Origin of the sequence: Microbacterium sp. PF5 (assembly GCF_004794315.1) — a bacterium.
Classification (GTDB): Bacteria; Actinomycetota; Actinomycetes; order Actinomycetales; family Microbacteriaceae; genus Microbacterium; species Microbacterium sufflavum.
In genome coordinates this window covers 1-26,011 of the sequence record NZ_SSDQ01000052.1, presented here as the reverse complement: position 1 = coordinate 26,011, position 26,011 = coordinate 1, and the positions used below count along the sequence as shown (strand labels likewise).

General features: G+C 67.6%; 32 protein-coding genes and 1 tRNA gene. 11 read left to right on the top strand and 22 right to left on the bottom strand.

Annotated features, from left to right (window positions below):
• The first annotated feature begins 1 nt into the window (after position 1).
• Genes DW297_RS03085 through DW297_RS03070 form a run of 4 tightly spaced genes read left to right on the top strand, consistent with a single transcriptional unit; the run spans position 2 to position 3,357 of the window.
• Positions 2 to 1,084, top strand: a complete 1,083-nt coding sequence (locus DW297_RS03085) for a YihY/virulence factor BrkB family protein (protein WP_136029259.1) — start codon at positions 2 to 4, stop codon at positions 1,082 to 1,084.
• A 57-nt stretch (positions 1,085 to 1,141) separates the two neighbouring features.
• On the top strand, positions 1,142 to 2,029 hold the full coding sequence (locus DW297_RS03080) for an alpha/beta fold hydrolase (RefSeq protein WP_136029257.1): 888 nt from the start codon (positions 1,142 to 1,144) through the stop codon (positions 2,027 to 2,029).
• Positions 2,022 to 2,603, top strand: coding sequence for a TetR/AcrR family transcriptional regulator (locus DW297_RS03075; protein WP_136029255.1), 582 nt, complete (start codon positions 2,022 to 2,024; stop codon positions 2,601 to 2,603). Before DW297_RS03080 ends, DW297_RS03075 begins: the two co-directional genes overlap by 8 nt.
• A 1-nt stretch (position 2,604) precedes the next feature.
• On the top strand, positions 2,605 to 3,357 hold the full coding sequence (locus DW297_RS03070; protein WP_136029253.1) for an alpha/beta fold hydrolase: 753 nt from the start codon (positions 2,605 to 2,607) through the stop codon (positions 3,355 to 3,357).
• Positions 3,358 to 3,361: 4 nt separating this feature from the next.
• Here DW297_RS03070 and DW297_RS03065 read toward each other — a convergent pair whose 3' ends face one another.
• Together DW297_RS03065 and argS are read right to left on the bottom strand one after the other, a co-directional pair.
• Positions 3,362 to 4,204: an LmeA family phospholipid-binding protein gene (locus DW297_RS03065; RefSeq protein ID WP_136029251.1), complete on the bottom strand. Its 843-nt coding sequence runs from the start codon at positions 4,202 to 4,204 to the stop codon at positions 3,362 to 3,364.
• Positions 4,205 to 4,232: 28 nt separating this feature from the next.
• Positions 4,233 to 5,897, bottom strand: a complete 1,665-nt coding sequence (argS, locus tag DW297_RS03060) for an arginine--tRNA ligase (RefSeq protein ID WP_136029249.1) — start codon at positions 5,895 to 5,897, stop codon at positions 4,233 to 4,235.
• A gap of 93 nt (positions 5,898 to 5,990) precedes the next feature.
• On the opposite strand from argS, the gene DW297_RS03055 reads away from it, so the two are divergent.
• The 3 genes from DW297_RS03055 to DW297_RS03040 all read left to right on the top strand — a co-directional run bounded on the left by DW297_RS03055 (position 5,991) and on the right by DW297_RS03040 (position 7,792).
• Positions 5,991 to 6,797: an SGNH/GDSL hydrolase family protein gene (locus DW297_RS03055; protein WP_136029247.1), complete on the top strand. Its 807-nt coding sequence runs from the start codon at positions 5,991 to 5,993 to the stop codon at positions 6,795 to 6,797.
• Between the two features lie 16 nt (positions 6,798 to 6,813).
• A tRNA-Arg gene (locus DW297_RS03050) sits at positions 6,814 to 6,886 on the top strand.
• A 372-nt stretch (positions 6,887 to 7,258) separates the two neighbouring features.
• Complete coding sequence (locus tag DW297_RS03040) at positions 7,259 to 7,792, top strand: hypothetical protein (protein WP_136029243.1); 534 nt, start codon at positions 7,259 to 7,261, stop codon at positions 7,790 to 7,792.
• 402 nt (positions 7,793 to 8,194) lie between these two features.
• Here the strand turns inward: DW297_RS03040 and DW297_RS18740 are convergent, their stop codons facing one another.
• Positions 8,195 to 8,365: a DUF5419 family protein gene (locus DW297_RS18740; protein WP_168387267.1), complete on the bottom strand. Its 171-nt coding sequence runs from the start codon at positions 8,363 to 8,365 to the stop codon at positions 8,195 to 8,197.
• 242 nt (positions 8,366 to 8,607) lie between these two features.
• Between DW297_RS18740 and DW297_RS03030 the strand changes: the two genes are divergently transcribed.
• Positions 8,608 to 8,865 (top strand): hypothetical protein, encoded by a 258-nt coding sequence (locus DW297_RS03030; RefSeq protein WP_136029239.1) that lies wholly within the window; start codon positions 8,608 to 8,610, stop codon positions 8,863 to 8,865.
• A 162-nt stretch (positions 8,866 to 9,027) separates the two neighbouring features.
• On the opposite strand, the gene DW297_RS03025 is transcribed toward DW297_RS03030, so the two are convergent.
• Both DW297_RS03025 and DW297_RS03020 read right to left on the bottom strand, forming a co-directional pair.
• Positions 9,028 to 10,128 (bottom strand): fatty acid desaturase family protein, encoded by a 1,101-nt coding sequence (locus tag DW297_RS03025; RefSeq protein ID WP_136029237.1) that lies wholly within the window; start codon positions 10,126 to 10,128, stop codon positions 9,028 to 9,030.
• 24 nt (positions 10,129 to 10,152) lie between these two features.
• Complete coding sequence (locus DW297_RS03020) at positions 10,153 to 10,659, bottom strand: hypothetical protein (protein ID WP_136029235.1); 507 nt, start codon at positions 10,657 to 10,659, stop codon at positions 10,153 to 10,155.
• Positions 10,660 to 10,845: 186 nt separating this feature from the next.
• Here DW297_RS03020 and DW297_RS03015 point away from each other — a divergent pair, with 186 nt between their 5' ends.
• The 3 genes from DW297_RS03015 to DW297_RS03010 all read left to right on the top strand — a co-directional run bounded on the left by DW297_RS03015 (position 10,846) and on the right by DW297_RS03010 (position 12,851).
• On the top strand, positions 10,846 to 11,025 hold the full coding sequence (locus DW297_RS03015) for a hypothetical protein (protein WP_136029233.1): 180 nt from the start codon (positions 10,846 to 10,848) through the stop codon (positions 11,023 to 11,025).
• Between the two features lie 339 nt (positions 11,026 to 11,364).
• Positions 11,365 to 11,541: a hypothetical protein gene (locus tag DW297_RS18735; protein ID WP_168442779.1), complete on the top strand. Its 177-nt coding sequence runs from the start codon at positions 11,365 to 11,367 to the stop codon at positions 11,539 to 11,541.
• Positions 11,538 to 12,851: a hypothetical protein gene (locus tag DW297_RS03010; RefSeq protein ID WP_136029231.1), complete on the top strand. Its 1,314-nt coding sequence runs from the start codon at positions 11,538 to 11,540 to the stop codon at positions 12,849 to 12,851. The genes DW297_RS18735 and DW297_RS03010 overlap by 4 nt, the downstream gene beginning before the upstream one ends.
• Positions 12,852 to 12,918: 67 nt before the next feature.
• Here DW297_RS03010 and DW297_RS03005 read toward each other — a convergent pair whose 3' ends face one another.
• From DW297_RS03005 to DW297_RS18725, 17 genes are all read right to left on the bottom strand, one after another.
• Positions 12,919 to 14,463 (bottom strand): hypothetical protein, encoded by a 1,545-nt coding sequence (locus tag DW297_RS03005; protein ID WP_168442778.1) that lies wholly within the window; start codon positions 14,461 to 14,463, stop codon positions 12,919 to 12,921.
• A 268-nt stretch (positions 14,464 to 14,731) separates the two neighbouring features.
• A complete protein-coding gene (locus DW297_RS03000; protein ID WP_136029227.1) occupies positions 14,732 to 15,193 on the bottom strand; it encodes a hypothetical protein in 462 nt (153 codons plus the stop codon).
• Entirely contained in the window at positions 15,193 to 15,738 is a 546-nt protein-coding gene (locus tag DW297_RS18730; RefSeq protein WP_168442777.1) for a holin, read from the bottom strand. The genes DW297_RS03000 and DW297_RS18730 overlap by 1 nt, the downstream gene beginning before the upstream one ends.
• Positions 15,735 to 16,313 (bottom strand): collagen-like protein, encoded by a 579-nt coding sequence (locus DW297_RS02990; protein WP_136029225.1) that lies wholly within the window; start codon positions 16,311 to 16,313, stop codon positions 15,735 to 15,737. Before DW297_RS02990 ends, DW297_RS18730 begins: the two co-directional genes overlap by 4 nt.
• A 2-nt stretch (positions 16,314 to 16,315) precedes the next feature.
• Positions 16,316 to 16,681, bottom strand: a complete 366-nt coding sequence (locus DW297_RS02985; protein ID WP_136029223.1) for a hypothetical protein — start codon at positions 16,679 to 16,681, stop codon at positions 16,316 to 16,318.
• Positions 16,682 to 16,711: 30 nt separating this feature from the next.
• Entirely contained in the window at positions 16,712 to 17,518 is an 807-nt protein-coding gene (locus DW297_RS02980; RefSeq protein ID WP_136029221.1) for a hypothetical protein, read from the bottom strand.
• A 2-nt stretch (positions 17,519 to 17,520) separates the two neighbouring features.
• Positions 17,521 to 18,507: a hypothetical protein gene (locus DW297_RS02975; protein WP_136029219.1), complete on the bottom strand. Its 987-nt coding sequence runs from the start codon at positions 18,505 to 18,507 to the stop codon at positions 17,521 to 17,523.
• On the bottom strand, positions 18,507 to 19,580 hold the full coding sequence (locus DW297_RS02970) for a hypothetical protein (protein WP_136029217.1): 1,074 nt from the start codon (positions 19,578 to 19,580) through the stop codon (positions 18,507 to 18,509). The genes DW297_RS02975 and DW297_RS02970 overlap by 1 nt, the downstream gene beginning before the upstream one ends.
• A 6-nt stretch (positions 19,581 to 19,586) precedes the next feature.
• Positions 19,587 to 20,324: a hypothetical protein gene (locus DW297_RS02965; RefSeq protein WP_136029215.1), complete on the bottom strand. Its 738-nt coding sequence runs from the start codon at positions 20,322 to 20,324 to the stop codon at positions 19,587 to 19,589.
• Positions 20,324 to 22,366: a tape measure protein gene (locus tag DW297_RS02960; RefSeq protein ID WP_136029213.1), complete on the bottom strand. Its 2,043-nt coding sequence runs from the start codon at positions 22,364 to 22,366 to the stop codon at positions 20,324 to 20,326. The genes DW297_RS02965 and DW297_RS02960 overlap by 1 nt, the downstream gene beginning before the upstream one ends.
• A 40-nt stretch (positions 22,367 to 22,406) precedes the next feature.
• A complete protein-coding gene (locus DW297_RS02955) occupies positions 22,407 to 23,024 on the bottom strand; it encodes a hypothetical protein (protein ID WP_136029211.1) in 618 nt (205 codons plus the stop codon).
• Positions 22,999 to 23,343, bottom strand: a complete 345-nt coding sequence (locus DW297_RS02950; protein WP_136029209.1) for a hypothetical protein — start codon at positions 23,341 to 23,343, stop codon at positions 22,999 to 23,001. The genes DW297_RS02955 and DW297_RS02950 overlap by 26 nt, the downstream gene beginning before the upstream one ends.
• An 84-nt stretch (positions 23,344 to 23,427) precedes the next feature.
• Positions 23,428 to 24,264 carry an IPT/TIG domain-containing protein gene (locus DW297_RS02945; protein WP_136029207.1) on the bottom strand — a complete coding sequence of 279 codons (837 nt, stop codon included), beginning with the start codon at positions 24,262 to 24,264 and terminating at the stop codon, positions 23,428 to 23,430.
• A gap of 63 nt (positions 24,265 to 24,327) precedes the next feature.
• Positions 24,328 to 24,720, bottom strand: coding sequence for a hypothetical protein (locus DW297_RS02940; RefSeq protein WP_136029205.1), 393 nt, complete (start codon positions 24,718 to 24,720; stop codon positions 24,328 to 24,330).
• A 321-nt stretch (positions 24,721 to 25,041) separates the two neighbouring features.
• Entirely contained in the window at positions 25,042 to 25,371 is a 330-nt protein-coding gene (locus DW297_RS02935) for a head-tail adaptor protein (RefSeq protein ID WP_168442776.1), read from the bottom strand.
• Positions 25,368 to 25,787 (bottom strand): Gp19/Gp15/Gp42 family protein, encoded by a 420-nt coding sequence (locus DW297_RS02930; protein WP_136029201.1) that lies wholly within the window; start codon positions 25,785 to 25,787, stop codon positions 25,368 to 25,370. The genes DW297_RS02935 and DW297_RS02930 overlap by 4 nt, the downstream gene beginning before the upstream one ends.
• Before the next feature lie 18 nt (positions 25,788 to 25,805).
• Positions 25,806 to 26,011, bottom strand: a 206-nt coding sequence (locus tag DW297_RS18725; RefSeq protein WP_168442775.1) for a hypothetical protein, incomplete at its 5' end; no start/stop codon positions are given.

Genomic DNA, 26,011 nt, shown 5'->3' with positions numbered 1-26,011 from the left:
CGTGGCAGACACCGACGCAACAGACGCTCACACCCGATCCGACGGGCCGTCGCGGCCCGGACTCGTCGCGCGCATCACAGGACCCGTCATCGCCTGGGCCCTCGCGCGTCGCCCCGTCCGCGCGGCGCTGCTGTACTCCGAGCGCCGTGGCCCGATGCTGGCCGACAGCGTCACCTACCGCGCGCTGTTCAGCGTGTTCGCTGGCGTGCTGCTCGGGTTCTCGATCGCGGCGCTGTGGCTCGCGGGCAACCCCGACGCGTGGCGCGCGATCATCGACGCGGTGCAGGCCGCCGTGCCCGGGCTGATCGGCGACGACGGCGTGATCGATGCGAAAGACCTCCGCGCCCCGGCGTCGCTCTCCGTCGCCGGGCTGGTCTCCCTGGTCGCCCTGATCGGTGCGGCGCTGGGAGCCATCGGCTCGCTGCGCACGGCCATCCGCGTGATCGCCGGGACCGTGCAGTCCGACATCCTGTGGATCTGGGTGATCGTGCGCAACCTGCTCCTGGGGCTCGGCATCGGCGTGGCCTTCGTGCTCGCGGCCGCACTGACGTTCATCGGGCAGCTCGGCGCCACGTGGATCGCGGACCTCCTGGGTCTGCCGTCGGACTCCCCCGCGGTCGCCGTGACGGTGCGGCTGCTGTCGCTCGTGGTGGTCTTCGCGCTCGACGCCGCGCTCATCGTCGGCGCGTTCCTTCTGCTGTCCGGGGTGCGCCCCGCGGCGCGGTCGCTGTGGACGGGGGCGCTGCTCGGGGCGTTCGGGCTCATCGTGCTGCAGGAGCTGTCCGGCCTGTTCGTCGGCGGTGCCACCAGCAACCCGCTGCTGGCGTCGTTCGCCTCGCTGCTGGCCCTGCTGATCTGGCTCAACCTGTCGACGCAGGTGATTCTGGTGGCCTGCGCGTACATCGTGACCGCCGAGGAGGAGCGCAAGGACCGGCTGCACGAGCGGTTCGGCGCTCGGACGTTCGTGCAGCGCCGGCTGCAGCGCGCCGAGGTGGACGTGCAGGTGGCGACCGCGGAGCTGCGCGAAGCCCAGCGCGCCGCCGCAGAGGAGGCCGGGACCGGCGCCGCACACGAGGACCGCTGACCGCGCGACCCTCGTTGTGACCATAACTGCTAGTTTGGTCACAACGAGAGGACACGCATGACTCCCACGCGGACGCGCATCAGCCTCCCCGGCGCCGAGGTCTCACTGTGCGAATGGACCCCGACGCACGAATCCGGCTCGCCCCTCCTGCTGCTGCACGGCGGCGGAGCCGACAGCGCCGAGCTCTCCTGGGGCGGCATCGGCCCGCAGCTCGCCGCCGCCGGGCACTGGGTTCTCGCGCCGGACCACCCCGGCTTCGGGCACAGTCCCCGTCCGGAGTGGAGGCTCACGCAGGAGCGGCTGGTGCAGTACGTGGGCGAGCTCGTCGACGCGCTGCGCCTGCGCGACTACGTCGTCGCCGGGCTCTCCCTCGGCGGTGGTCTGACCGTCGGGCACCTCCTCGACCGCCCCGGGCAGGCACGCGCGGCCGCCCTGCTCGGCTGCTACGGGCTGATGCCGCGGCTGGCCGACGGTCCGCTCGGCGCCCTCACCCACTTCTCCACCTTCCTGCTGCTGCGCTCCGGCCTGCTCTCCGCGATGACGCGCTCGTACGCGCGCAACGCCACCGCGATGGAGAAGGGTCTCGCCGACCTGGTGCGCAGCCCGGAGGCGCGCACGCCCGAGCTCGTCGAAGCCGTGCTCTCCGAGGCCGCCACGGGCACCGGGCTCGCGACGTTCGGCGAGTGGCAGCGCGACCAGGTGCGGTGGAACCGACTGCGCACGGTGTACACCGACCGGCTGCCGTCCGTGCGCACGCCGACGCTGCTGGTGCACGGCGACCGCGACTCCGGTGTGCCCCTCGACCGCATCCGCACCGCTGCGCGCCTGCTGCCCGACGCCCGTCTGGTCGTGGTCCCCGGCGCCGGCCACTGGGTGCAGCGCGATCGTCCCGACGTCGTCACCGCGGCGCTGCTCGAACACCTCGACGGGCGGGCCGATGCCTAGACCGCTCATCCCCCACCGCCGCGACCGCATCCTCGACGCGGCCGAGCGGCTCGTGCTCGCCCGCGGCTTCGACGCCATGAGCATCGCCGCCGTCGCGGAGGACGCGGGGATCGCGAAGGGCGCCGTGTACCGGGAGTTCACGTCGAAGCGCGACGTGCGCGACGCCCTGCTCCAGCGCGGCAACGCCCGCATCGCCGCGCGCGTGGAGCAGGAGCTCGGCGCGCACCCCTCGCTCGCCGCCGCATATCGTGCGACCGCCCGCGCGCTGCTCGACGACGAGCTGATGACCGCGGCGTTCCTCGACGACACCGGCGTGCTCGGGGCGCACGTCGCGGAGGAGCAGGACGGACGGTACCGGGAACGACACGAGCGCGTGATCGCGTGGGTGCACGACCTGCAGCGACGCGGGCTCGTCGTCGCCGACGTGGCGCCGGAGTCGCTCGCCCTCGCCCTGTCGAGCGCCACGCTCGGCCTGCTGTCGGCCGCGCGGCTGCTCGGCCCCCTCAATCGCGATCGACTGGAGAGCACGATCGACACCATCGGCCGCATGGCGGCGACGTTCGAGAGGCAGTGACGTGCACCACGAGACTTCCGGCCCGACCGGCACACGACCCCTTCTCCTGCTGCACGGTGGCGGGGTCGCCGGGTGGATGTGGGACCCGGTGCGCGCCCGGCTCGGCGAGCAGCAGCGGGTGATCGTGCCCGACCTGCCCGGCCACGGCGCGAGTGCGACCGAGCCGTACGTGTCGCACGCCGCGACCGTCGACGCGCTCGCCCGGATCCTGAAGCACGAGTCCGCCCCCGCGACCGTGGTCGGGTTCTCGCTCGGCGCGCAGTTGACCGTGCTGCTCGCGACGCAGCGCCCCGACCTGGTGTCCGACGCGGTGGTGATCAGCGCCCAGGCGGAACCGGCGCGCGCGATCGGCCCGACCCTCGCGCTCCTGCGGGCGACCGCCGGGCTGGCGAAGAACGAGCGCTTCGCCCGGCTGCAGGCGCGGGAGCTGTTCGTGCCCGACGACCTGCTCCCCGCCTACCTGCGCACCTCGGCCGGCATCTCGCGCGAGACCCTGGTGACCGCGGTGGCGGAGAACCTGCGCTTCGCGCCGCCGCCCGCGTGGTCGCAGTTCCCCGGCTCGGCGCTCGTCCTCGTCGGACAGAAAGAGAAGAAGCTCATGCACCGTTCCGCCGCGGCACTGCACCGTGCGCTCCCCGGCAGCACGTTGGTCACGGTCGACGGCTGTGGCCACGGCATCCCGCTGCAGCGGCCGCAGTGGCTCGCCGAGCTCCTACGGGCCCGGATGGACGGACCGCGCGCCGAGGCCGGGTAGCCGGTCAGCGCGGGCAGGTGCCCTTCTCCTGCAGCGCCTCGTCGGTGACGATCGCGCCGTCGACATCCACGTCGATCACGGCGGCATCGCCGGAGATCTGCAGCCCGGTGAGGGTGAGCCCGGCCGGCAGCTGATCCGCGATGCAGACGCGGCGCGGCTCCGTGAGGCCCTCGCCCAGCCCGCCCAGGGACGAGCCGACGCGGGACAGGTCGATGTCGATCCCGCCGACGCTCGCCGCCACGGGGGTCAGCTCCAGATCGCCGTCGACCGCGCCCGGGGTGAGCGTGATCGACACCGGCACCGCGGTGCCCAGCACGTCGAAGGAGCCGCCCAGCGTGGCATTCGGCTCGTCCAGCTCGACGGAGTCCACCGGGAGGTCGGTCGTGGCCAGCAGCGCCGTGAACTGCTCCTGGTCGATGCGGATCGTGCCGTCGGCGCCGTCGAGGTCGCCGCCGCGCAGGGGCACGCCGGTCGCGGTCACGTCGGCCGCACCGGTGATGCCCTCCAGGGTCACCGCATCGGTGGACAGGTGCAACGTGTCGAGGCGTCCGCCGATGAGCTGCGGCAGGAGCAGGCCCGTGGTCTCCACGTCGAGCTGCTGATCCGCCGGCAGGTCGAGCTGCTCGATCACGATCGACCGCACCACGCCGGGAAGCACGGCGCGGGCGATGAGCTCCGCCGCCACGACGAGCACCGCGAGCACCACGACCACGATCAGCACGACCCACGGCCACCGCGGCCGTCGCCTGGCCTTCTCCGGCTGCGACGCCGCCGCGTCGGGGATCACCAGCGTCGGGTGCTCCCGCGACGGCTCGGGGTACGGCAGCGTGTGGTTGTCGTCGCTCATGGTGTCATCCTGCCGCACGGGCGGCCGGTCACATGCGCTCGGGAGCCGAGACGCCCAGCAGGCCGAGGCCGTTGCGGAACACCTGACCGGCGGCGTCGTTCAGCCACAGGCGGGTGCGGTGCACGCTCTCGACCGGGTCGTCGCTGAGCGGGATCACGCGGCAGTTGTCGTACCAGCGGTGGTACAGGCCCGCGAGCTCCTCCAGGTAGCGGGCCACGCGGTGGGGTTCGCGCACCTGAGCGGCGAACGCCACGATGCGCGGGAACTCCTGCAGCGCGCCCAGCAGGGCGGCCTCGCTCTCGTGCGTCAGCGTCTCCGGCGCGAACTCGGAGCGGTCGACACCGGAGTCGGCGGCGTTGCGGGCCACGTTGTGCGTGCGCGCGTGGGCGTACTGCACGTAGAACACCGGGTTGTCGTTGGTGCGCTTCTGCAGCAGCTCGGGGTCGAGGTCGAGCGGCGAGTCGGCGGGCGAGCGCTCCAGCGAGTAGCGCAGCGCGTCGGTGCCGAGCCAGTCGAGCAGGTCGTCCATCTCGATGATGTTGCCCGCGCGCTTGCTCAGGCGGGCGCCGTTGATCGACACCATCTGGCCGATCAGCACCTCGACGTTCTTCTCCGGGTCCTCCCCCGCGGCACCGGCGACCGCCTTGAGGCGGTGCACGTAGCCGTGGTGGTCGGCGCCGAGGAGGTAGATCTTGTCGCGGAAGCCGCGGTCGCCCTTGTCGAGGTAGTACGCGGCATCCGCGGCGAAGTACGTGTACTCGCCGTTCGAGCGGCGGATCACGCGGTCCTTGTCGTCGCCGAAGTCGGTCGTGCGCACCCACACCGCGCCGTCCTGGTCGAACACGTGCCCCTGCTCGCGGAGGCGGTCGACGGCACGGTCGATCAGGCTCAGGCCCGACGCGTCCTTCGCGTGCAGCGTGCGCTCGGAGAACCACACGTCGAACGGCACGTTGAAGCGGTCGAGCGAGTGCGTGATCTCGGCGAGCTGGTACTCGTACGCGAGCTCGCGGGCGACGTCGAGCTGCTCGGCCTCGGGGAGGTCGAGCAGGTCGGGGCGGGCCTCGAGCACGCGGCCGGCGAGCGTGGTGATGTACTCGCCGGGGTAGCCGCCCTCGGGGGTCGGCTCGCCCTTCGCGGCGGCGAGCACCGAGCCCGCGAAGCGGTCCATCTGCACGCCGGCGTCGTTGATGTAGTACTCGCGCACCGCGTGCGCGCCGCTCGCCAGCAGCAGGCGCACGATCGCGTCGCCCAGGGCGGCCCAGCGCGTGTGCGCGATGTGCAGCGGACCCGTGGGGTTGGCCGACACGAACTCGACGTTGACGCTCACGCCCTCCTGCGAGGAGTTGGTGCCGTACGCGGGACCGGCGTCGACGATGACCTTCGCGAGCGCGCCGGCCGCGGCTGCGTCGAGACGGATGTTGAGGAACCCGGGACCGGCGACCTCGGCGCTCGCGACCCCGTCGACGCGGACGAGTCCGTCGGCGATCTCCTGCGCCAGCTCGCGCGGGTTGGTGCCGAGCGGCTTCGCCAGGCGCATCGCGATGTTGGAGGCCCAGTCGCCGTGGTCGCGGTTGCGCGGACGCTCCAGCACGACGTCGGCGGCGGTGACCCCGAGCGGCTCGCCGGGACGTCGAGCCTCGGCGATCGGTGCGAGGACGGCGAGGATGGCGGAGGCGAGCGTTTCGGGGTTCATAGACTCCCCAGTTTACGGGCGCGGACGGGTGATCTCCGCCCCCGTGCGTCGCGCCGAATTTGCGTTCGGCCGACCGTGATCTACTCTCATGCCATGAAGGCCCCCGCCACCCGCCGCCGACTGCGTGCCGCCGGGGTCGCCACCGCACTGGTGCTCGCCGTCACGGCGGGCGTTCTGGGTGTGTGGCGGCCGTGGACTCCCGCTCCCTCCGCCGCGCCCGTCGCCGCCGGTGACGACACCGCCACCGCGGCCATCGCTCCGGCTCCTCTCACGCTCCCCGACGACCCCACCGTGCTGGTCTTCGGCGACTCGTGGACCTACGGCTCGGCGGCCACGGATCCCACGCTCGGGTACGCGTACGTGCTCGCCGACCTGATCCACGGGCACACGGTCGTCAACGGCGTGCGCGGAAGCGGCTACCTCAAGCCGGGGCTCGACGGCCCCACGTTCGGGGAGCGGATCGCCGCCCTCGACCCCGCGATCGACCCCGACCTGGTGATCGTGCAGGGCTCCATCAACGACCGCGCCCAGGGCGAGGTGGGCTACCGCGACGCCGTGACCGCCGCCTGGGACGCGCTCACCGCGCTGTACCCGGAGGCCGCGATCGTCGTGCTCGGCCCCGCCCCGCACGAGCTCCCCGTCGGCACGCAGACCGCCCGCATCGACCACGACCTGTCCGAGCTCGCGGCCGCCCGCGGCTGGTGGTACATCTCCCCCGTGCAGCAGCACTGGATCACCGAGCAGAACTACCTCTCCGTGATCGACGTGGAGGTCGGACGCAAGCATCCGTCGACCGCGGGCCACCGCTACCTCGCCGAGAAGCTGGCCGCCGCGCTCGACGAGCTGCGGGCCGCCCCGGTCACCGAAGCGGGCGGGTCGGAGACCACCCCGGACGAGTGATAAGGTCGATCGGTACGCCTCCGTAGCTCAGTGGATAGAGCGCCGGTTTCCGGTACCGTAGGTCGCAGGTTCGACTCCTGTCGGGGGCACTAGAAAACACTGAAAAGTCGGGGATTTTCCCCGAGCGGCAGTAGCCATAACTGTAGCCACCTCAACTTTCTGAGGTGGCTACAAGTTTTGCGGCGTGTCGTCTCAGATGTCGTCCATCCGTGCTTCGTACTCGGGTTCGGTTCGCCGATATCCGAGCCGGACGCGATGATCGGCACTACGCGCGGGTGGACGGTCGAGACGGTCGACGCATGGAACGCGGCGCGTCCCGGGAAGGGCGCCGGGGCAGGGAGAAAGCCCCGCTCTGACGCCTGACCCGAGTGCCACTCATACGCAAAGCTCCCCATCTGTCGGGAGCTTTGCTGAATCCGGCGCCTGCTATTCAGTCCACTCACGCCACCTATAGTCGAGGCATGCAATCGGCGTGGCTGACTCTGGAGGAAGCCGGGACTATCGCGCCGGGGCTCACGTCTGCACGTCTTTCAACACTCCTGCGCTCCCCGGCACGACTTGGCCCTCCAGTCTGGACGTTGACTGACAGGCAGAGGCTTTTCGACGAGCTCCTCTTTCGACGCTGGCTGGAAGCTACCGTCGCCACGGACTGGGTGCTCGGCCCCGCCGCCGGGTACCGCTCTCCTCCGAGCCCAGATCGCCGATACGTCTATGCCGACGCCGATCTTGCCACGCTGCGACGGCGAACCTACGTGAGCGAGTCGTCGCTCAGCATCCTCGTGCCCGAGCTTCCGCTTTGGCGAGTACGCGATCTCAGGTTCCGCGGCGCCGGTCCACGTTTCCTCAAGCCGACGCCGCGAACCGTGGTCTACATCACTGAGGAGGTGAGCGACTGGGCGGAAGGCGTCAGCGATTTCTCCGACCGCGTGCCTGTCAGCCTAGATGGGTCGCGCGAGCCATACACTCCTCCCCCTCGATTGTCACCGCTGCCGTAGAGCCTGCCTCGAGGCGAGCGTCACGCTCCGCCAGGTTCTCCAAGATGCGAACTGCGATGTCGCAGGAACGGCGCCGTGCGGCATCGGAAGGCTCTGCGGCGCCCACATTCGCCGGACTCTTCATGCTCGCATCCTCTCAGCAGCACGGGATCGACAGCGGCCGTGATCGCTGGCGAGCAGTGCGCGATCACCACCCCAGGATCAGAACCGCAGGAGCCCCCTCCCCGGGGGACAGGGAGGGGGCGCGAGTCGAGCGACCACCCCGCCAAGGGCTGCGCCAGGCCACTCTAGGACCCATTGTGCGTCGCGCCGCGGTGGAGCTGAAGCGCCTTCGAAGCGTCTCACCAGGGTGAGTTCAGTCGTGCCCCGTCCATTCCGGTCGGCGCGTCAGCATCAATCCGCTCACTCCGCCTCAGCCGCCGCGCGACTGGCAGCCTCCCTCGGGCTCAGACCACGTTCGAAGGCCCCCAGATAGTCCCAACGCACGAGCCGGTCGGACCGCAACCCGGTCAGCCGGTGCAGCTCGTCATCGGTCGCGGCCATCCATTCCCGCCATCGGCTCCGCTCACTCATGCTGGGAACCTACCGCGTCTGGATGCTCGGGCGGAGGACACGGCGGCTGCCAGGGACTTCCGCAGCCGCCCATCGCTCCGATCCCGTCGACGCGACCGCTATCCCTAGTCACGAGGCAATCCACCAGGTGGGAGCAATACCGCGCACGATCGATCCCGGAGTGCAACCCCCGGTCGCACCTGTGACCACGCAGCTAGCCTTGAAGGGGCGGGCGGCCAGCGCGCACCAACATCGAGGTGATCATGACGCAGAGCACGACGATTACGTTCGACGACGAGACCTACCCGCTTCCACCGGGTAGCGACGTGGTGGCTCTCATGGATCGCATCGAGGCCGCCGCCCACAGCGACACCGCCGCGTTCGTTACCTTCGCCACCGCAGGCAGCCTAGTCAGCGTACTCATCGGCGCCCACACCAGGGTCACGGTCTGCGTCGATCCGACCGCTCAAGCCGCAGCGATGGGACTATTGCCCGACGACTGGGCGGACTGGAACCTGTAGTTCGATCCGCCTCACAGGAGAAGGGCTCTCGCGCGGCGGGCGAATCGCAACCGCGGGGCAAGAGCCCCTCAACCGGAGCCTTCACAAGGGTTCTCCCCAGAGTCCCGAGCTGCGCTCTGCTTGCAACACTACGCGCAATCGGATCAGCCCATAACCCACACCTCACGCGACGTAAGCAGTTGATCCGATCGAGGCTCTCGCCTCGACGAGCGGGCAGGCGAAGGCATCCCTTTCGCCCAACCCAACCCGGTTGATGTACGCGACAACGATGGCGTATGACCGAAACAGGCTTACCCCGGTGTAGGGCACGCCTTGTGCGCGACAGTAGTCCTCGATGATGGGCGCTGCGCGGCGGAGATGAGGGCGTGGCATGGAGGGGAAAAGATGATGCTCGATCTGATAGTTCAATCCCCCCATCGCAACATCGAGCAGCCTGCTACCACGAACGTTCCTGCTCATCATCACCTGGCGACGAAGAAAGTCGAGCCTCAGATCGCGTGGCACCACCGGCATGCCCTTGTGATTCGGCGCGAACGATACGCCCATGTAGAAGCCGAAGAGCCCGAGTTGCACGGCGAGGAATGTGAAAGCGATCCCTGGCGAAAGAACCAAGAAGACAACGACCAGGTAGCCACCGATACGGACCCCGAGGAACACGATCTCCACCCATCGACGATCCAGGTGCCCTCGAGCGAACACCCGACGGACTCCAGACGCGTGAAGGGAAACTCCCTCCAGAAGAAGGATCGGAAAGAAGAACCACCCTTGATGTGCGCGCAGCCACCGCAACGGCCCACGCTGGTACTTCTTGGCACTCTCGTCAGTGACAGCGATGACCGGAAGCTCGATGTCCGGGTCGACACCGAGCTTGTTCGGATTGCCGTGGTGCCTGGTGTGCTTGTGCTGCCACCATCCATAGCTCATGCCCACAAGCAAGTCACCAAGGATGAGACTCACCCAGTCGTTCCACCGGCCTGAGACGAAGATCTGCCGGTGCGCCGCGTCATGACCGAGGAACGCGATCTGAGTGAAAAGGACCGCGAATCCTGCGGCCACAAACAACTGCCACCAGGTGTCTCCCAACCACACAAAGAGAAAGAGACCCAGCGCGACCGCAAGAGGGGCCCCAACCAACTTGGTCCAGTAGTACCCGTATCGTCGGCGGAGCAGACCAGCGTCACGCACCTGCTGCGCGAGAGCCGTGAACGAACTCGCGGCACGGTCACGCGGGCGAGTTCGGATGACCGAAGCGGTGTCACCCATGATGACCTCCCAGCGGTGGAGCCCCTAACTTAGGGGTGCCCCACCCTCCTCTTCCCAGTCGCTCGCCCGGGATGCGTCGTCGCTGTACGCGGTGTGGGCTCCCGCGGCGAACACCACGGACTCGGCGAGCGATGCCACGAGCGCGACTCGTTCATGCTCGCGCGCCGAAGCCTTCTCGAGCCCCAGCGCGGACACGAGTCGTTCCGCGACGAGGCGCCGGTTGATTTCTACCAACTGTTCCGCGATGACTGCGGCAAGGCCGTCTCGCAACTCAGGCAGATTGGTGTTGGCGATCTCCAGTCGGCGATCTGAGACCTTCAACTCCACCGTCGGATATCCACGGGCGGAAAGAAAGTCGCGCATCGGCACCCCGTGGATCGCGGCGACTTCGTCGCGATCGGCCTGACGCGTGAACACCGCTTCGACGGTGTAGCGGTCCGGGGCATCATCCGTCATGAGCGTCGCCGGAAGCGAGCTGAGCATGACCGCTTTGAGCCCCAGCGGTTCTACGTTCTTCAATTGTGCGTTCATCTTCAAACGTTACGCCCCGAAGATGTGCGTGCTCACAGCTTCCAGCGCGGGCCGGTGGACCGAGTTCCTTCGCGAAGCTCTCGCTGATCCGGCGTGCACCCGGGTACTAATCGCCAGCGCGTGTCGGCTCCACTATGAGGCAGCTCACTGAAGTTGGCATATCTATCCCGAGTCGATGCGCGTAGCGTGAGCGACATGTGGACAGTCCTCGTTATCTTGCTCATCCTGTGGGCCGTCTTGGCGGTGGTCGGCTTCGCCATCAAGGGTCTCCTATGGCTAGCCATCATCGGAATCATCCTGTTCCTCGGGACGCTCATCTTCGGCTTCGTACGGAATCGCAGCCACAAGACGCGATCCGAGCCCTGACCCGTCGCGCGACTCGTCACGGACGAGAGCAGCCTTCCAACGCCCGTTCGAAGGCCACACTTCAACCGTTGCCGCGCGCGGAATCGAGCTCTCGCCCCCCCCAGAATCGAATTACTCGCGCGACTAGAGTTACTCGCGTGAGCACAGCCCCCCGTGCTCACAAGGAGCACCATCTGCTGCAACGCTGGGGCGACGAATGTTCTGGGGAACTTCGGCACAGACGATGACTCCCGTCCCGGGCCTCTTCACGGGGGCGAGTAGAGGCCCAGGGCGCCGTCCGGGCACGCGGCAAGATCGTCGTCGTGCAGATGAATGCTGGGATCGCTTAGAGTCGTGACTGTGAGCACCCTGAAAGACCTGATGTGGGCCGTCGCCGTGATGGTGATCGGCGTGCTGGGGATGGTGCTGAACTACGGCACAGCGATGTTCTGGTATGCAGCGATTCTGCTCGTGGGTGGTGCCGGGTGGGCCCTGACGATCCGCATCCGCAAGGCGACGTCAGACCCGCGAGCATGATCACGGCCAAGCTCACCGGTCCCCACACCGACGCGCGCCGCTCCCGCCTCGCGGGCTTCGTCGTGACCTGCCTCGCCCTGGCGACGTTCGGGCCCTACCTCTGGGAGAGCATCCGCACCGAGCAGGCAGCTGTGTACGGGCTCTTTCTCCTCTTGCTTCCGGTGGTGTTCTCACATTTCCGCCCCCAAGGTGGACTCCGGTTCTTCATTCCGTGGGTGCTGTACATCGTGATCGCCACGCTCGGAGTGATCGCACCGAGTGCGGGCGAGATGCCGTACGAGGCAGGCTCCTTCCTCGGCGGCATGGACAACGTACTTGCTCCCCTCGCCCTCATGTTCCTCATCTGGTCGGTCGTCCCCGAACATGACGCGGAGCGGTTGCTGAAGCGGTTCGCGAAAATCGTTGCCGTCGCGATGGCGGTGAACGGCGCCATCGCCGTACTCTCCACCCGCGTGGATGTCGCCGCCTTCATGCGTCCGTTCTGGGCCAGCGAGGACAGCGCGACCACTGCTGACCTCGCCGCCCAACTGGGCCGCTACTCGGGCATCTTCAACCTCCCGTCCGAGGCCGGTGCGCTCTACGGGGTCGCAGGGCTCGGCGCGATCTACGCGTGGAACAACCGGCCCGTGCTGGTCGCGCTGCTCGTGACGCTGATGACCCTCGGCGGGCTGATCAGCGTGTCGAAGGTCTTCATCTTCGGGGGCCTTCCGGCGATCGTCATCTACTGGTTCTGGTCGCAGCGCGGCGGGCGGAAGGTCGCCGCCGTCTTCGGCCTGGCCCTCATCGCGCTAGGCGTGCTGCAGTCGGGAGTGTTCGCGCAGTGGACGGGTGCCAACTACCTCGGTCGGCTGTTCGTGACCTCGAACAACCAGGGGTTCTTGGAGCTCTACAGCGCCGGCCGCTTCGACACCGACTCCACCTTCACGACTGTGATTGGCCAGGTGCTGGCCTACAACCCGCTCACTGGAGTTGGCGCGGCCGGTTGGAAGATGCCGTACGACGGCGCCGTCGCCGAGGCGCTGATCGTCGGTGGAGTGATCGGGCTGTTCCTTCTCGCCTTCGTCACAGCGGCGATTTTCACGCTGCGGCGCGACCAGGACAAGTCGGCGAAGTGGTTCGCGACGTGGCTCGCGGTCGTGACCGTCGCGGGCTCCGCCGGATTCTCCCCGCTCACCGCGAACCGCATCTCCACGGTCACTTGGGTGATGATCACTCTTCTCGTGCTCGTGGCACGCGACCGACGACGCCAAGCGGCCGAAGAGAGGTCTACGGCTGCGCTCGCGTCGCGGCGACCGCAGCCCGTTAGTTAGCTCCGCGCACACACGACGAAGGGCCCCAGCCGCATCACTCGATGCGGCTGGGGCCCTTGTGGTCCAGCTATAGGTTGCCCTCGGAAACGACGGCGCCGGATGAATCCGCCATGTACTCCCAGGAGGCGGTTCCATCATTCCCGAGCTCGCCGATCGCGGTGGGGTTCGGCTCGGCCGTTCCGGTCGTCCCGGAGGAGCGGTAGCGGATCACCCGGCCGTTCGCCAGCTTCCACCATGCGCCAGCGACCACCGCGGTCGACGCCGCCCACGTGGCGCTGGAAAGCGCACCGTTCACGGTTTGCGTCCACCCACGAGGGGCGCCGGACGATGGGGCTGAAGCGCTCCATCGCATTCCACGTCGGAACAGTCCCTTATTCGGAATCGATCCGATGAGGTACGCGTTGCCGTCGCCCCACGCGTTGTTGTAGCACTGCGCGAACTCTTCGACGGGGATCGGGTCGTATGTCGATCCGCCGCCGACCGATCGGACGTTGGGCAAGTTCCAGCCCGCCGCGCGCCCGTCCTCCGCCCCGTTGCCGAGACGAACCGGTCGGTTCGCTGTGCCGCGCGCGTTCACGAGGATCGCAGGGATCGAGAACGCTCCGACCCCGCGCAGGGAGACCTCTGCGCCGGCGTTGCTCGTGTTGCGGCTGGTGACCGTGATGGATCCGATGTAGCCGCTCTCATCGAGGATGAGGAGCACCGACTCCGTGTTCACGCCCGTCGCCTTGTCGACGGAGACACGCCCGATGTTCGGGCGCTTGCAGGTCTCCGTGCCTACGAGCTCGACCAAGCGCGAACCCGTCACTGCCGTCTTGACGTTCTGTCCCAGAATGCCTTCCGCTGTGAAGTCGTGGCAATTCTGAATGCTGACGACGCCTGCGGATCCGTTGCCTGACAGCGTGCCCGCAACCACCCCGTCGGTGAACTTCAGCTGGAACGGGGCTCCGCTGAGGTTGTTCTCGACCGTCCACTTCCCGATCCGTCCGCCCCGGGAACGGAACGTCGATGATGCAGAACCATAGATGGCGTGGGTCGGATTGACGCCCCCGGAGTCATCGAGGTCGTCGTGGCAGTACGCGTCTCCCCAGTCGTATCCCTCTTGGCTGACGAACAGCAGTGCGAAGTTGTAGCGGGTCGCCTCGAGGTATCCGATCCGGTTGCCGACTCCGGTGCGGTCGTTCATGCTGCTCCCGTCCCACGACGAGAAGAAGATCGGGGTCGGCATGCCGTCGGTGCGCAGGTACTCGACGTAGTTGCGGTCGCCGTTCGACCAGACGGCGCAGCCGGAGCAGTACGGCGCCGATCCGCGAATCGGCGCCCCTGTGTGGTTGCCTCGGGTGCCGACGAAGCGCACCAGGCCGATGCGCCACGTGTGCCCATTCGCCCCGACGCCCAGGGAGGACCGAACAGCCAAGAAGACCGGCGTCCCCCAAGTCGACACGAGGAACTCCACACCCATGGCGTCGACCGTCTGGTTGTTCGCCTTGTGCTGGAAGCTGCTCGGAGGGACAGTGACCGGGCTCATCTCCGGCGGGAAGTACAGGCGCGCGCCGTCCGGTGCGGCGTCGAAAGCAGCCTGAACGGTCGGGAAGCGCGCCACATTGATCACGAGCTCGTCGGCGCGCGTGAAGGACCCGGCCGCGGCCTGGTAGGTCTGCGAGTCTGGTGCGCCCAGGTACGTGGCGACCGCCTGGTCGTTCTCCACGGCGTTCACACCAGGGAGCCCCCGGGGGACGTCGACCTCAATCTGCCGGTTCTGGTCGGGCCCCGTCATGCGAGCTGCAGCGGGCTGATCAGCCGGCACGGTCTTCGCCGTGAACGAGGAGATGCGCGCGGCGGGCCCGCGGAGGTTCGTGATGGGGATGATGTCGGCCATGTCAGCTCACCAGCCTTAGCTCCCCGATGAGGGGGTCGTCGAGGGGCATCTCCTGCCCCTGCGCGGGGGAATACAGCCACCAGCCCTTGTATCCGGGCGGTGGCGGGTCGAGGGACACGAGGACGCTCTGCGGCGACAGGGGCGCACCCGGGAGCGAACCGATCGGCCCGCCCTGCTCGGGCACGAACAGCCGATAGCCGAGCACGTCGTAGTGCGTGTACTCACCGCCGGGCTGCAGGTGCTCGATCGACACCGAATACCAGACGGTCGGCACGACCCCGTCGGTCGCCTCGAGCGTGACGGACCCGTTGCCGGCGGCGTCGGGGATCGTGACGATCGGGGTCGTCGGGAACAGCTGCGCCCCCTTCACGCCAGCCGACGACGGCGTGAAGATGACGCGCGGCGACTTGTCGGTGAGCGTCTCCAGTCCGAAGTCGGTCAGCGTGAAGGTGACGACGGCCATCACTCCCCCTTGAGGTCTCGACGCAGCTGCGTGGACGTGAGCTCTGCCGCCTCGCGCGGGTCCGTGGTGTCGAAGTGGTTCACCTGGTCGACAACGATCGCTGTCCCCGAGAGACGAAGCGGGCCGCGGATCGTGATGCCGTCGGAGGGCTGCATCGTCGGGTCCTGCGGAAGCGTGGCGAGCACGAGGCGCAGCAGCGAGGTGAGCGCGGCGATGAGTGCGGCCTGGACCACGGTCGACCAGGGGACGTCGGAGAGCAGTGTCGCGCCGAGGAATCCGGCGGCGAGGGCCTGGGCGAAGGTCTTGACGACGCGCTCGACGGCGGCGAGCCACCAGGGCAGGTTCGTGCCCTGCGTCTCGGGGAGTCCGGCGAGGGACGTCGCGAGCGAGGCGAGGAAGCCGAGCGCGGCCGCGGATGCCGCGGTGATCCACGGGACATCGGCGAGCAGCGCGCCGCCGAGGTACGGGAGGACGATCGCGATGGCCGTGTAGAGAGCGCGCAGCAGCGCTGCCTTCCACCAGGTGCGGTCGGTGAGCTTGCTCATGGGGTGACTCCTGTCGTTGGGTGGACGCAGACGGTCGCCTGCGTCGGGGTGAACGGGCCGAACTCGGTGCCGGCCATGGTGATCCAGCCGGTTACGGCCTTGGACCCGTCGGAGCAGAGCGGACCTGCGGGTCCGGTGGGGCCGGTCGCGCCGGTGGCGCCGGGAGGCCCGGCGGGGCCCATGTCGCCCTTGGGGCCGGTGGCTCCCGGTGTGCCCTGCGGTCCGGGGTCGCCGGTGTCACCCTTCGCGCCGGGTGCACCTGGGAGCCCTGCCGCGCCGGGCTGGCCGTCATCGCCTGCAGGGCCAGACGGTCCGCGCGGGCCGGGATCTCCTGCGGGTCCGGGGACGACCTCGGCGGGCGCTTCGCCCTCCGGCTCGACGCCCTCAGCGAGCAGCTGCTCGTAAAGGCTCTGCGCGTTGGCCTGCGACGCCTGCAGGTCGGCGTACATGTCCTGATTCTCGGCGCGCAGCTGCGCGTTGTTCAGCGAGACCAGGACGATCGCACCGAGCACGAGCACGACGATCAGCGCGCCCATGACCTTGTAGCCGACGGTCCACATCTTCGTCGAGAACATGCTCAACCTCCTGCGATCTGTTGCAGACCGGTCGTCACGGTCCAGAGGACGATTCCGCCGATGACGGAGAGCAGGGCACCGAATCCGGCGAGGCCGATGGAGAACATCTGCTGCGCGCGGGTCTTCCGCTGCTCCTCCGCGATGCGGCGCGCTTCCTTCTCACGTTCGGTGTCGGCCTCTTCGAGGTCGCGGAGTCGCGCGTCCTGCCGGTCGTCGCGCTCCTTCTGGTTCGCCTGGACTTGCGCGAGCATCGAGGCGGTGACCATGTCGCGCGAGAGCCCGTCGAGGCGTCCGTTGATCTCGGTGCGCGTATCCCGGAGGTCGCTGCGCAGGATGTTGAACAGGGACGGTGGGAGCTCCTCAGCCATGCGCACCTCCCCCGACTACGCGCGTGCGCATCAGGCGACGCCGGTCAGCGCGTCCTTGACGCCGGCGGTGATCATCGCTTCGAGGCGTGTGAAGTCCCCGTCGGACAAGCCGCCCCGCTGGATGGTCGGCTTCGGGCAGAGCAGCCCGAACATGGCGAGCTTGTTCTTGTAGAGCTCGGTGCCGCCATCCGTGACCTGCGCGCCGTTGACGCGAGCGAACCGGAGATCCTGCCGGATCGACCCCATGTAGGAGCCGATCCAGTCGGCCTCGGCCTGGGTGTGCACGGCGATGAGAGCGCCGGTGCCCCAGTTGAGCCAGCACCAGGACGGCACGCCGTCGACGATCGCGAACATGGAATCGGGCATCTCGTCCTCCTCGGACTCGGGTCGTGCGGTGGTGGCGGGCGCGGTCGCGCTGCCGGTGGGGATCGGTTCGCCGAAGTGGCGGTCGCGCTTCTGGACGTACTCGAAGTGGTGGTCCTCACCGGGCACGTGCAGGCGGGTACGAATGAAGCCGTGCTCGGCGAGGATCGCGACGATCCGCGGGATCTTCCAGTCGTCGGAGTCGAGCGCGAGCCCGCTGACGTGGAACGACTCGGACGGGTGCACGGCCTTGCTGTGTCCCGGGTACAGCGCCGGCAGCCGCCCGGAGGCGACGTACCGGTTCCAGTTCGTGAACATGAGCATCTGGTCCGACCAGGACCGATACGTGGAGTTCGAGTCGATGTCGCGCCCGAACTCGGCCCGCACCTGCGCGTTGGCTCGGCGGAACGCGGCGGCCGCGACCGGGACGAACTGCACCCCGGGGCGTACGGTTTCGATGACGAGTCCACCCATGGCTACTCCTCTCCTGCCCGCACGCCGGGAAGCTCCCAGATCGATGCGGGCTCATCCGCGGGACCCTCGGGCTCCTGCGGCCGCTCGGGTTCCGCCTCGGGCTCCGGCTCGGTCGGGATCTTCTCCTCGAGGGGGAAGTCGGCCCCTTCGCGTTCGGCCTTCACAATCCAGTCGACGTCGCGGCCCGGGTCGCCGTAGATCGTGACCTTCCCGTCACGGGGCTTGTCGGCACCCACGAGGAAGGGCCGCCCGACCGCGGTGACGTGCACAGTCCGGCCGTCGGGCTTGTTCAGCGCCTCGAAGTAGTCCGGCAGCTCGACGTCGACGGACCCGTCCGGCCCGATGGTGGCCGTGCCGGTGTACTCGGTGCCGGAGACCGGTGATTCGGTCGAGCCGTGGCGCAGCCAGTAGCCGGGCTTCGTGGGGTGGTCGATCCGGAAGTTCTTCGGCCCGTCCACGTCGAGGCCGTCGGTGAGGAGGATTCCGCGGATGTCGACGTCGTTCGGGATGAGCACGGCGTTCGCTGCTTCCAGCACGAGGATGCTCGACGAGTACACGCGGCCGCCGTAGCCGCCCGCCCGGTCGATCCGCAGCGGACCGGCCAGGACGCGACCAGTGCCGAGGGTGAGGTCGTTGTTCATCGTGACGGCGCCGTTCAGCGTCGTCGAGCCGGCCACGGTCAGCAGCCCGGCGATGCCCATCTGCCCGGACGTGTAGAGGTCGCCGGTGACGTTGACCGTGCCGCGGAGGATGGAGGGGCCCCACCAGTCGAAGGCGCCCGAGCCGGTGAGGACCCCGGCGACGGTGGCCATGCCGGTGACGTCCAGGCCACCGTTCTCGATGGTGATGAACCCGCCGCTGTGCACGCGGATGCCCGCACGGCCGATCGACGCATGCTGCAGGGTCGCGCGGGACAGATTGTTGATGGCGGTCCACAGACGCTGGATCTGCTGCTCGGTCGCGCCCTCCCCGAGGTGCTTCACGCTCATCAGGCACCCCCAGTTGCTTGCACCGACACGGTCTTGAAGTTCCCCATGTCGCCGGCGATCTTCACTACTCGGCGGGTGTACCAGCCGTCGGGGATTCGCAGGTCACCAGAGAAGTGAAGGCGGAGGGTGTCGCCGACATCGACTGGGGTGTCAGCGAGGACCTCGAGGTCCCACTGGACGGTCGCCTCCCCGTAGGTGACGAGGTCTTGTCCCGCCAGCACGGAGAGCTGCGACGCCGAGGTGACATCCTTCGAGTTGGTGACCCGTTCGAGTAGCGGCAACGGCGAGGCCATGTCGATGTTCGACACGGCGAGCATGTCGAGCTCGGAACCCTCACCGGCACGGATGGAGTTGTTGATGACGCGAGCAGCGTCTTTTCGCTGCGTGAATCCGGTCACCTGGGAGAACGGCGCGGTGACAGACATCTCCCGCGTGGTCCCCGACGACCAGGCGTTGTTCGCGTGCGTCACCCAGCCAGCCATTCCAGGCGCGAGCCACTGCGGCTTGAAGTAGATGTCCAGCCCCTCGTCCATGAGGTTGTTCAACATCGCGGGCAGCGGCTGCAGGTGGTAGCCGTAGTACGTGCGGGTGACGGAGGTCCCCCCGGGCACTCCCGGGATGGTGAGGGGGAACGACGCGTTGGGTAGCCCGGTGTACGAGTCACGAGCCCACACCAGCGCGGTATTCGCGTGCGTCGCGAGGTTTCCCGTCACCGTCTGGGACCAAAGCACCGCCTGCCCCACGGAGTGATCGACGGCGAGGCGTCCGGCGAGAAGAGACCACAGATCACCTAGCTTCAGCTGAAGCGTGGATGTGCCACGGGTGTATTGCGGCTCAGCGACGATGTAGCCGATGAACTCGACGACACCGTTTCGCTCAAGGACGAGCATGTGCTTCCATGCCGCGAACAAGGCGTCGATCTCGGCGGGGCTCATCGAGCCGTCCAGCGGGATCGTCGCGGTCCCTTCCGCGCCCGCGGACAGCAGCCGGGCGTAGCTGAATGCTGAGGCCCGCACGGTCTCGACGCGCGCACCCGTGATGCCGTTGCAGACGTGCACGCGCATTTCAGCCATCCGCACTCACACCTTCGTCTTTGTCACCCTTTGGGTGAGGGATCGCGATCCGCTGATGGTTGCTGTGACGCCCGGCAGACTCGCGGGAACCTTCCAGTCCTGGAACACAGTGATCGCGCCGACTTGCCGAACGCCGTTGAGGAACAGCCCGCCCTGCTCGAAGTCGATCTCGTGCGCCGCAGCGGGCGCGGACGTGACAGTGATGATGCGGCCGCCGGGGCCGGTGATCGTGTACCCACCAGTGCCCGCGCCGACCAGCAACGTCGGGGTCGCGGGGAAGTTGCCCCGGTGGAACGCAGGAACCCCCGCAGGGAAGTCCTCCACTTCGCCGAGTAGCCACGGGTCCGGTGACCAAAGCTGGATCAGGAACTCAGCGATCGTGGGGTCGGAGCCGAGGATGTCGAAGTCGACCGACGACAGTCCGACCTTCGCCCAGTACGATCCGGTGCCCTCGTCGATGGCGAGTGTGTCCCAGCCGCCGTCGCCGCAGAGTCCGCGCACATGCAGCTCGAGATTCTCCATCTCTTCGGGTGTGCGCCGCTTGGCAATGCCCTTGATGGAGAAGGTCTGTGCGTCACGGTATGCGGACAGCGCGAACGAACCGTGCTGTGCGGCGCGAGGTACGTCCTCGCGCCGCACAGACGACGACCGCGTGTATCCCCCTGGGCTGACCATCACGAAGGAGTCGAAGTCCCGAGGTACCGCCTCGAAGTGGACCCCGCCGATCCGTGCTCCTCGGAACATCAGTACCTCCCGAGCTGATAGGCGAGCCGGTCGGCCGCGATCCGGCCGACGGTTTCTTCCGACATGCCCGGTTGCGGGTACACGTTCACCGATGGGCCGTTGCCTCCGCCGTTGAGCTGCCCCAGGACCTGCGGAGACAGCGGGATGACCATCTCGTCGTACCGGCCCTCGCCGATGTTCGCGATGATCCCCCCGGTGCGCGCCTTGACCAGCGCGCCGTCCTCCAGCTGAGGGATATGCGGGATGTTCAGCCCGAACGTTTGCCCGCCCACCATGGGTACCCATTCGGGGATGTCGACGCTCACGGAGTTCAATCCGTCGATGACGGAGTTGATCAGCCCGATGAGCCCGTTGATGGGGCCCCGCACGACCGACAGCACCGATTCGAACGCTGCGCCGATGAACGCGGAGATCCCGGAGAAGACGGCGTGGATCGTGTCACCGACGAACTGGATCGCACCCGAGATCGCGGTCGCGACTGGCGAGATGATGTTCTCGTAGATCCACGTGAAGGCGGCGCCGACCGCTGCGAAGACAGGCTGGATGATCGTGTCGTTCAGCCACGTGAAGATCGCACCCCATGCCTGGAAGTACAGGATGATGCCGTCGATGATCGGGACGATGACGTTCTCGTAGATCCAGGTGAAGACCTCACCTATGCCGGCGAACACAGGCTGAAGGACGGTTTCCCACAGCCAGGTGATGAGAGCCGCCCAGAGGCCGATGTAGAGCATGATCCCGGTGACGACAGGGACGATGATGTTCTCGTAGATCCAGGTGAACACCTCACCGATCCCTTGGAAGATCGGCTGGATTACGTTCTCCCACGCGTCGGTGAAGAACCCGGAGATGTTCGCCCACGCCTCACCGAGAAATCGGGTGAACTCCGCCCAGACCGTCTTCCCAAGCTCGGTCTGAGTGAAGAACCACACCAGCCCGGCCACGAGAGCCGCGATCGCAGTGACGATCAACATGATCGGGTTCGCGTTCATCACGAGATTGAAGGCCGCTTGGACAGCTGTCGCCGTCTCGGTGACAAGCTTCCAGGCACCATAGGCGGCGACGGCTCCGAGAACGGCGGCGGCGAGTGGACCGAGCCAGGTGATGTTGTCCTGAATCCACCCCACGACGTTCGCGCCGGCTTCCCAGACCTGGTTGAGGACGTCCACCATCTTCGGGCCGGCATCAGCCACGAACTCGCCGATTGCGGCGCCGATGTCCTTGGCTCCGACTTCCCACTGCTTGAAGAGGTCGGTCACCCCGGCGACGCCGTCCTTGATCTGCGGGAACAACCCAGAGATCAGGCCCTCACCGATGCGACTGACAGAGGCCATCATGTTGGCCCACTGCCCGGAGAAGGTGGTCCCCATCTCGTCGGCGACCGTGCCGGAGGCCGCGGACATCGCGGCCTCGAACTGCGCGAATCCGATCTCGCCGGCAGAAGCCATGCGGAAGACTTCGTCGGCAGTGACGCCGAGCTGGTCAGCGAGGGCCTGATAGATCGGGATTCCTCGATCGGCGACCTGCTGAAGAACGTCGTTCTGGGCTTTGCCGAGAGAGGCGACCTTGTTGTAGATGCTGCCCATGTCGGCCATGTCGACACCAGCGGCCGCAGCCGCGTTCGCCACAGACGTCAGGACACGCTCGAGCTCTTCCCCCGGAGCGATGTTGGCGGCGACAGCACCCGCCGCTGTTGTTGCAGCAGCGTCGAGGCTGAAGGCAGTGCCCTGCACGCTCGCCAGGGCGTTGGCCATGATCGTGTCGACGGCCTTGGTGTCGTTGCCGAGTCCGCGGAGCTTCGCCTGCGCCTCGTCGATCTTCATCGCACGCGAGAAGCCGCCTGCGACGGCGATTCCCGCGAAGGTTGCAACCGCCCCCGCCGCGGCGATACCCACGCCCTTGGCGAGGGCACCGAGCTTGTTGAGAACGCCAGTTCCCTGCTTCTCGGTTTCCTGGAACGCGCCGTTGAGGTCCTTTTCGATCCCTCGCTTGACACCAGTGGTTGTGGGGACGAGTTCGACGAAGAGGACAGCTTCAGCCACGGGGACTCCTCCTTACGGAACGTCCCCGCGGCAACAGGGCTTAGAACATGGCGGCGAGCTTCGCGCGCCGGGCCGCCCGCTCGGGCGTTACCTCTGTGGGTGTCGTCGAGTAGGTCGGCGGTTTCCCTGCCCACGGACGAGGGAATCGTCTGTACTGGGCGTTCTTCCCGCGCTGCGCGTTCATCTCGCGCTCGTGGATGTCCCACGCCGCGATCTCTGCGGGCGATGGCACGTACTTGTGCCCCTGGATCGCGGCGACGGTGGTCGAGGATCGGTCCCGAATGACGCCGCCGACGTAGGCCCAGATCTCATTCCATGTGAGCGTGCCATCTTCGAGGTCCTTGTACGCGATCCCAATCTTCGCGAGATCGTGCCGGAGTTCGCCGGGGTGGTGGCGCATGATCGGGACGATGATCGCCGACCGGTGGTCGAAGGTGCTCGACTTGCCCACCCACTGTCGAACGAACTCAGTGAACGCGCCGGTGTCGAGTGTGTGCACACGCGCATGCAGGTCCGGGTATCCGGCGAGCACGTCCCACAGGTGCAGCCACCGTTCGTTGCGCTCCTCGGACCACTCGTAGTCGCCTTCGAGGAGCGCAAAGGCATGGGATACCTCTATGGGACAGTCGCGCTCACCGAGTAGAGGAAGTGTGCTCACGAGACTTCTTGCCCCACTGCTTGAAGATCTCCGCGATGTCGTCCCCTCCCAGCCGCGCGATCACGCGGACAGCGTCCGGGTAGGTGTCCGCCAGCGTGTCGATGAGTCGCGTCCACGCGGTCATCTTCTGTTGCGCGGTCCCGGTACGCCGGGACGATTCGAACTGGCCGAATGCGGAGGTGATACCGAATGGCACCCCGGGCGTCCCGAGAACCGGGAGGTCGAATTTGCCCACGCCGACGATGTTGAACGCGATGAGCTCGACAGCTGCGGGCGCGGTAGGGGTGATCTGGACTTCGGTGGGGGTCTCTTCAGTCATGGTCGGCAACCTTTCGTGGTGTCTGGCAACCGGGAGTTTGACCGGGGGTGGCGGGGTTGCCGCTCCACCACCCCCGGGGCTTGTTCACGAACGGGCGAAGGTCTTCGCGGTGGAAGTGCCGCCTGCGGTCGTGACGGTGATGTTCGCCGCGCCGACGGTCCCACCGGGCATCACGGCGACGATCTGAGTATCGGAGAGGATCTGGAAGGATGCTTCGGCTGTACCGAACTTCACCGACGTGGCACCGGTGAACCCGGTTCCGGAAATGATGACGTTCCCGGCCGCCGCCTGCTCCGTGGCGGGGACGGTCGTGGTGATCGTGGGAGCAGCTGGTGCGACCTCGATGAGGGTGGTGTCCCACTGGCGCACCTGGTAGCCGAGGATCGGGTCTCGGAACGCGCGGAGTGTCATCCCGAGCGCGTTGATCGCCGTAGCACCGAACTGGACGGCCTCACGGTCGGCGACCTTCACCCGGGGATAGTGGGTGATGATCACGTCGTCCCCAGAGATGCCGACGGTGACGAGATCGCGGAACGTATTGACCGACGCCTTCGTGAGGGTGAACGATCCCGTCGTCGCGTTCACCTCGGTGTCGAAGTACGCCTCGGTGAGGGTGCGCGATCGCTGAATGCCAGAGAAGGCGACAGCCCATGTGCCCGGGCCGTCCTGATCGATGACGACGTCCTCGTTGTGGGCGACGAATCGCTTGTTGTCTCCGGGCTCGGCGGTGAGCGAGAACCCGTCCTCGCCGTAGTACCCAAGATCAGTACGGATCTTCGAGGCGAGGTCCGCGGTCGGATCCCAGTTGGGTCCGGTGGGGGCGGAGATTCCGTAGGCGCCGAGCAGGATTCGACCATCCTGCACCAGGCGCACGTCAGCCGGGTTGATGGTCCGGCCGTTTTCGATGAGTGCAGCGGTCATGTGCCAGCTACCTTCCTGTGTCAGTGAGTGACCCACCCGGCAACTGGTGGCGGTCCCCCGCGGTTACGGGAGTCGGTGGGCGACCACCAAGACGGTGGCCGTGTAGTAGTAATGGCCGGCCTCGTCACGGTTTTCCGTGGGGCCAGCGTTTAGCTCAGTCCGGACGACCGGGGCGCCGTCGCGGGCCGCGGACTCGACGGCGTATGCGGCGTCGGTGCAGAGCTCGAACGCGTCGTCCTTCGCCATCACGCTGTTCGCGTACGCCCAGCAGTCAACGGTGACGAGATACTGCCGCGACACGGCCGTCTCAAGCCGCGACGGTGCGACGGAGACAACGACCTGGCGTCGGAGACTTTCGTCGCGCTCAGCGGATACGCGATCTGCGGTGACGGACGCCCTGATGGTGTTGATGGCCCAGCGACGGACGTGGGGCCATTTCGACGCGAACTCTGCCATGTCTCACCCCTAGATCTGCACGCGGGCGAGCGCGGCCCGGAGCCGTTGCTGCTTGTCGCGGCGACGCCCGTCTGTCGACTGGTCAACGATCCACACCGATAGACGTCCTGCGGGGCCGTAGCCACGCGAAACGAATACCTCCTGCCCTGGGCCTGTGGCGCGTTGCGCGGCGTCCACGAGAGCCTTCTCGACCCCAGAGCCGGTCGTGTCCAGGAGGAGGGACTCGCGTATCACTTTGTGGTTCTGGCGGGCTTCAGTCGGGGACCCTTCAGGGTTGCGGATCATGGGGAACTTCACTCGTACCTTCATGACCTGCTCTCCTCACTTGGCTGTGCGGACGGCGAACTGGACGGCCCAGGTGTCTTCGCGGAGCCACACCCCGATCTCGCCGTCGATCTCGTACTCGACGCCGCGCACGCTGGCACGATCACTCGAGGTGATGTCTGGTCGAACTGGGAGATCCCGCACGTAGACCATGCCGCCGGTGATGACGGTGTTCTTCCCAACCTCGAGCGCTTCGGAGGGATTCGATGGGGCGAACTTCGCGGAGAGAGTGAGATGGTCGGTCCAGTCGGCTCCTACGGGGTCGCCATCAGGGTTGAGGACCTCGACTGCACGTCGGATGATGACGGGTTCGTACCGCGGAGTCACTGCCGGAACCCCGACTTGACCGAGAACGACCGCAGTCGGTTCTTCGGAGCGCACGGCAACCAGGTCAGGTCCTCATCGGCGAGGTAGATCGCAGACGATGAGATTGCGGTGTCGACGGTCTCGGAACCCGTGTCCGAAAATGGTCCGTCAGTGGTCGTGACGGAGCGCTGCCGGAGCCCCTTCGGGTTGAGCAGCACACGGCGGATCGACGCCACGACCGCGTCCTTGGCGGCCTCACTGAGGAGTTCGTCGCCGGCGATGAACTGGTCGACGTCGATACCGCACTTGCGGCCCTTCAGCCGCAGCTTGTTCGACGCGATCAGCAGCCACGCCTCCACCTTCGTCTCTTCGTCGACGGGGAGTTCCCCCCACACAGCCTCGACGTCTTCGACGGTTGCGAATGGATCAAGTGCCATGTGGAGGGTCCTCTCTGCCTACTCGACGGGAATGCCAGCCTCAGCCAGCGCGTCGCGGATCTCGGACGCCTTCGCGTCCTTCTCCACCTCGAAGCCCTGCTTGAGCGCGTACGCGGCCCACGCCTTCGCGGAGGAACCCGGGCCCTTGAGGGGAGGGATGCTCGAGTCGGACTCGTCGTCGGACTCGTCGTCGGACTCGTCGTCGGACTCGTCGTCGGACTCGT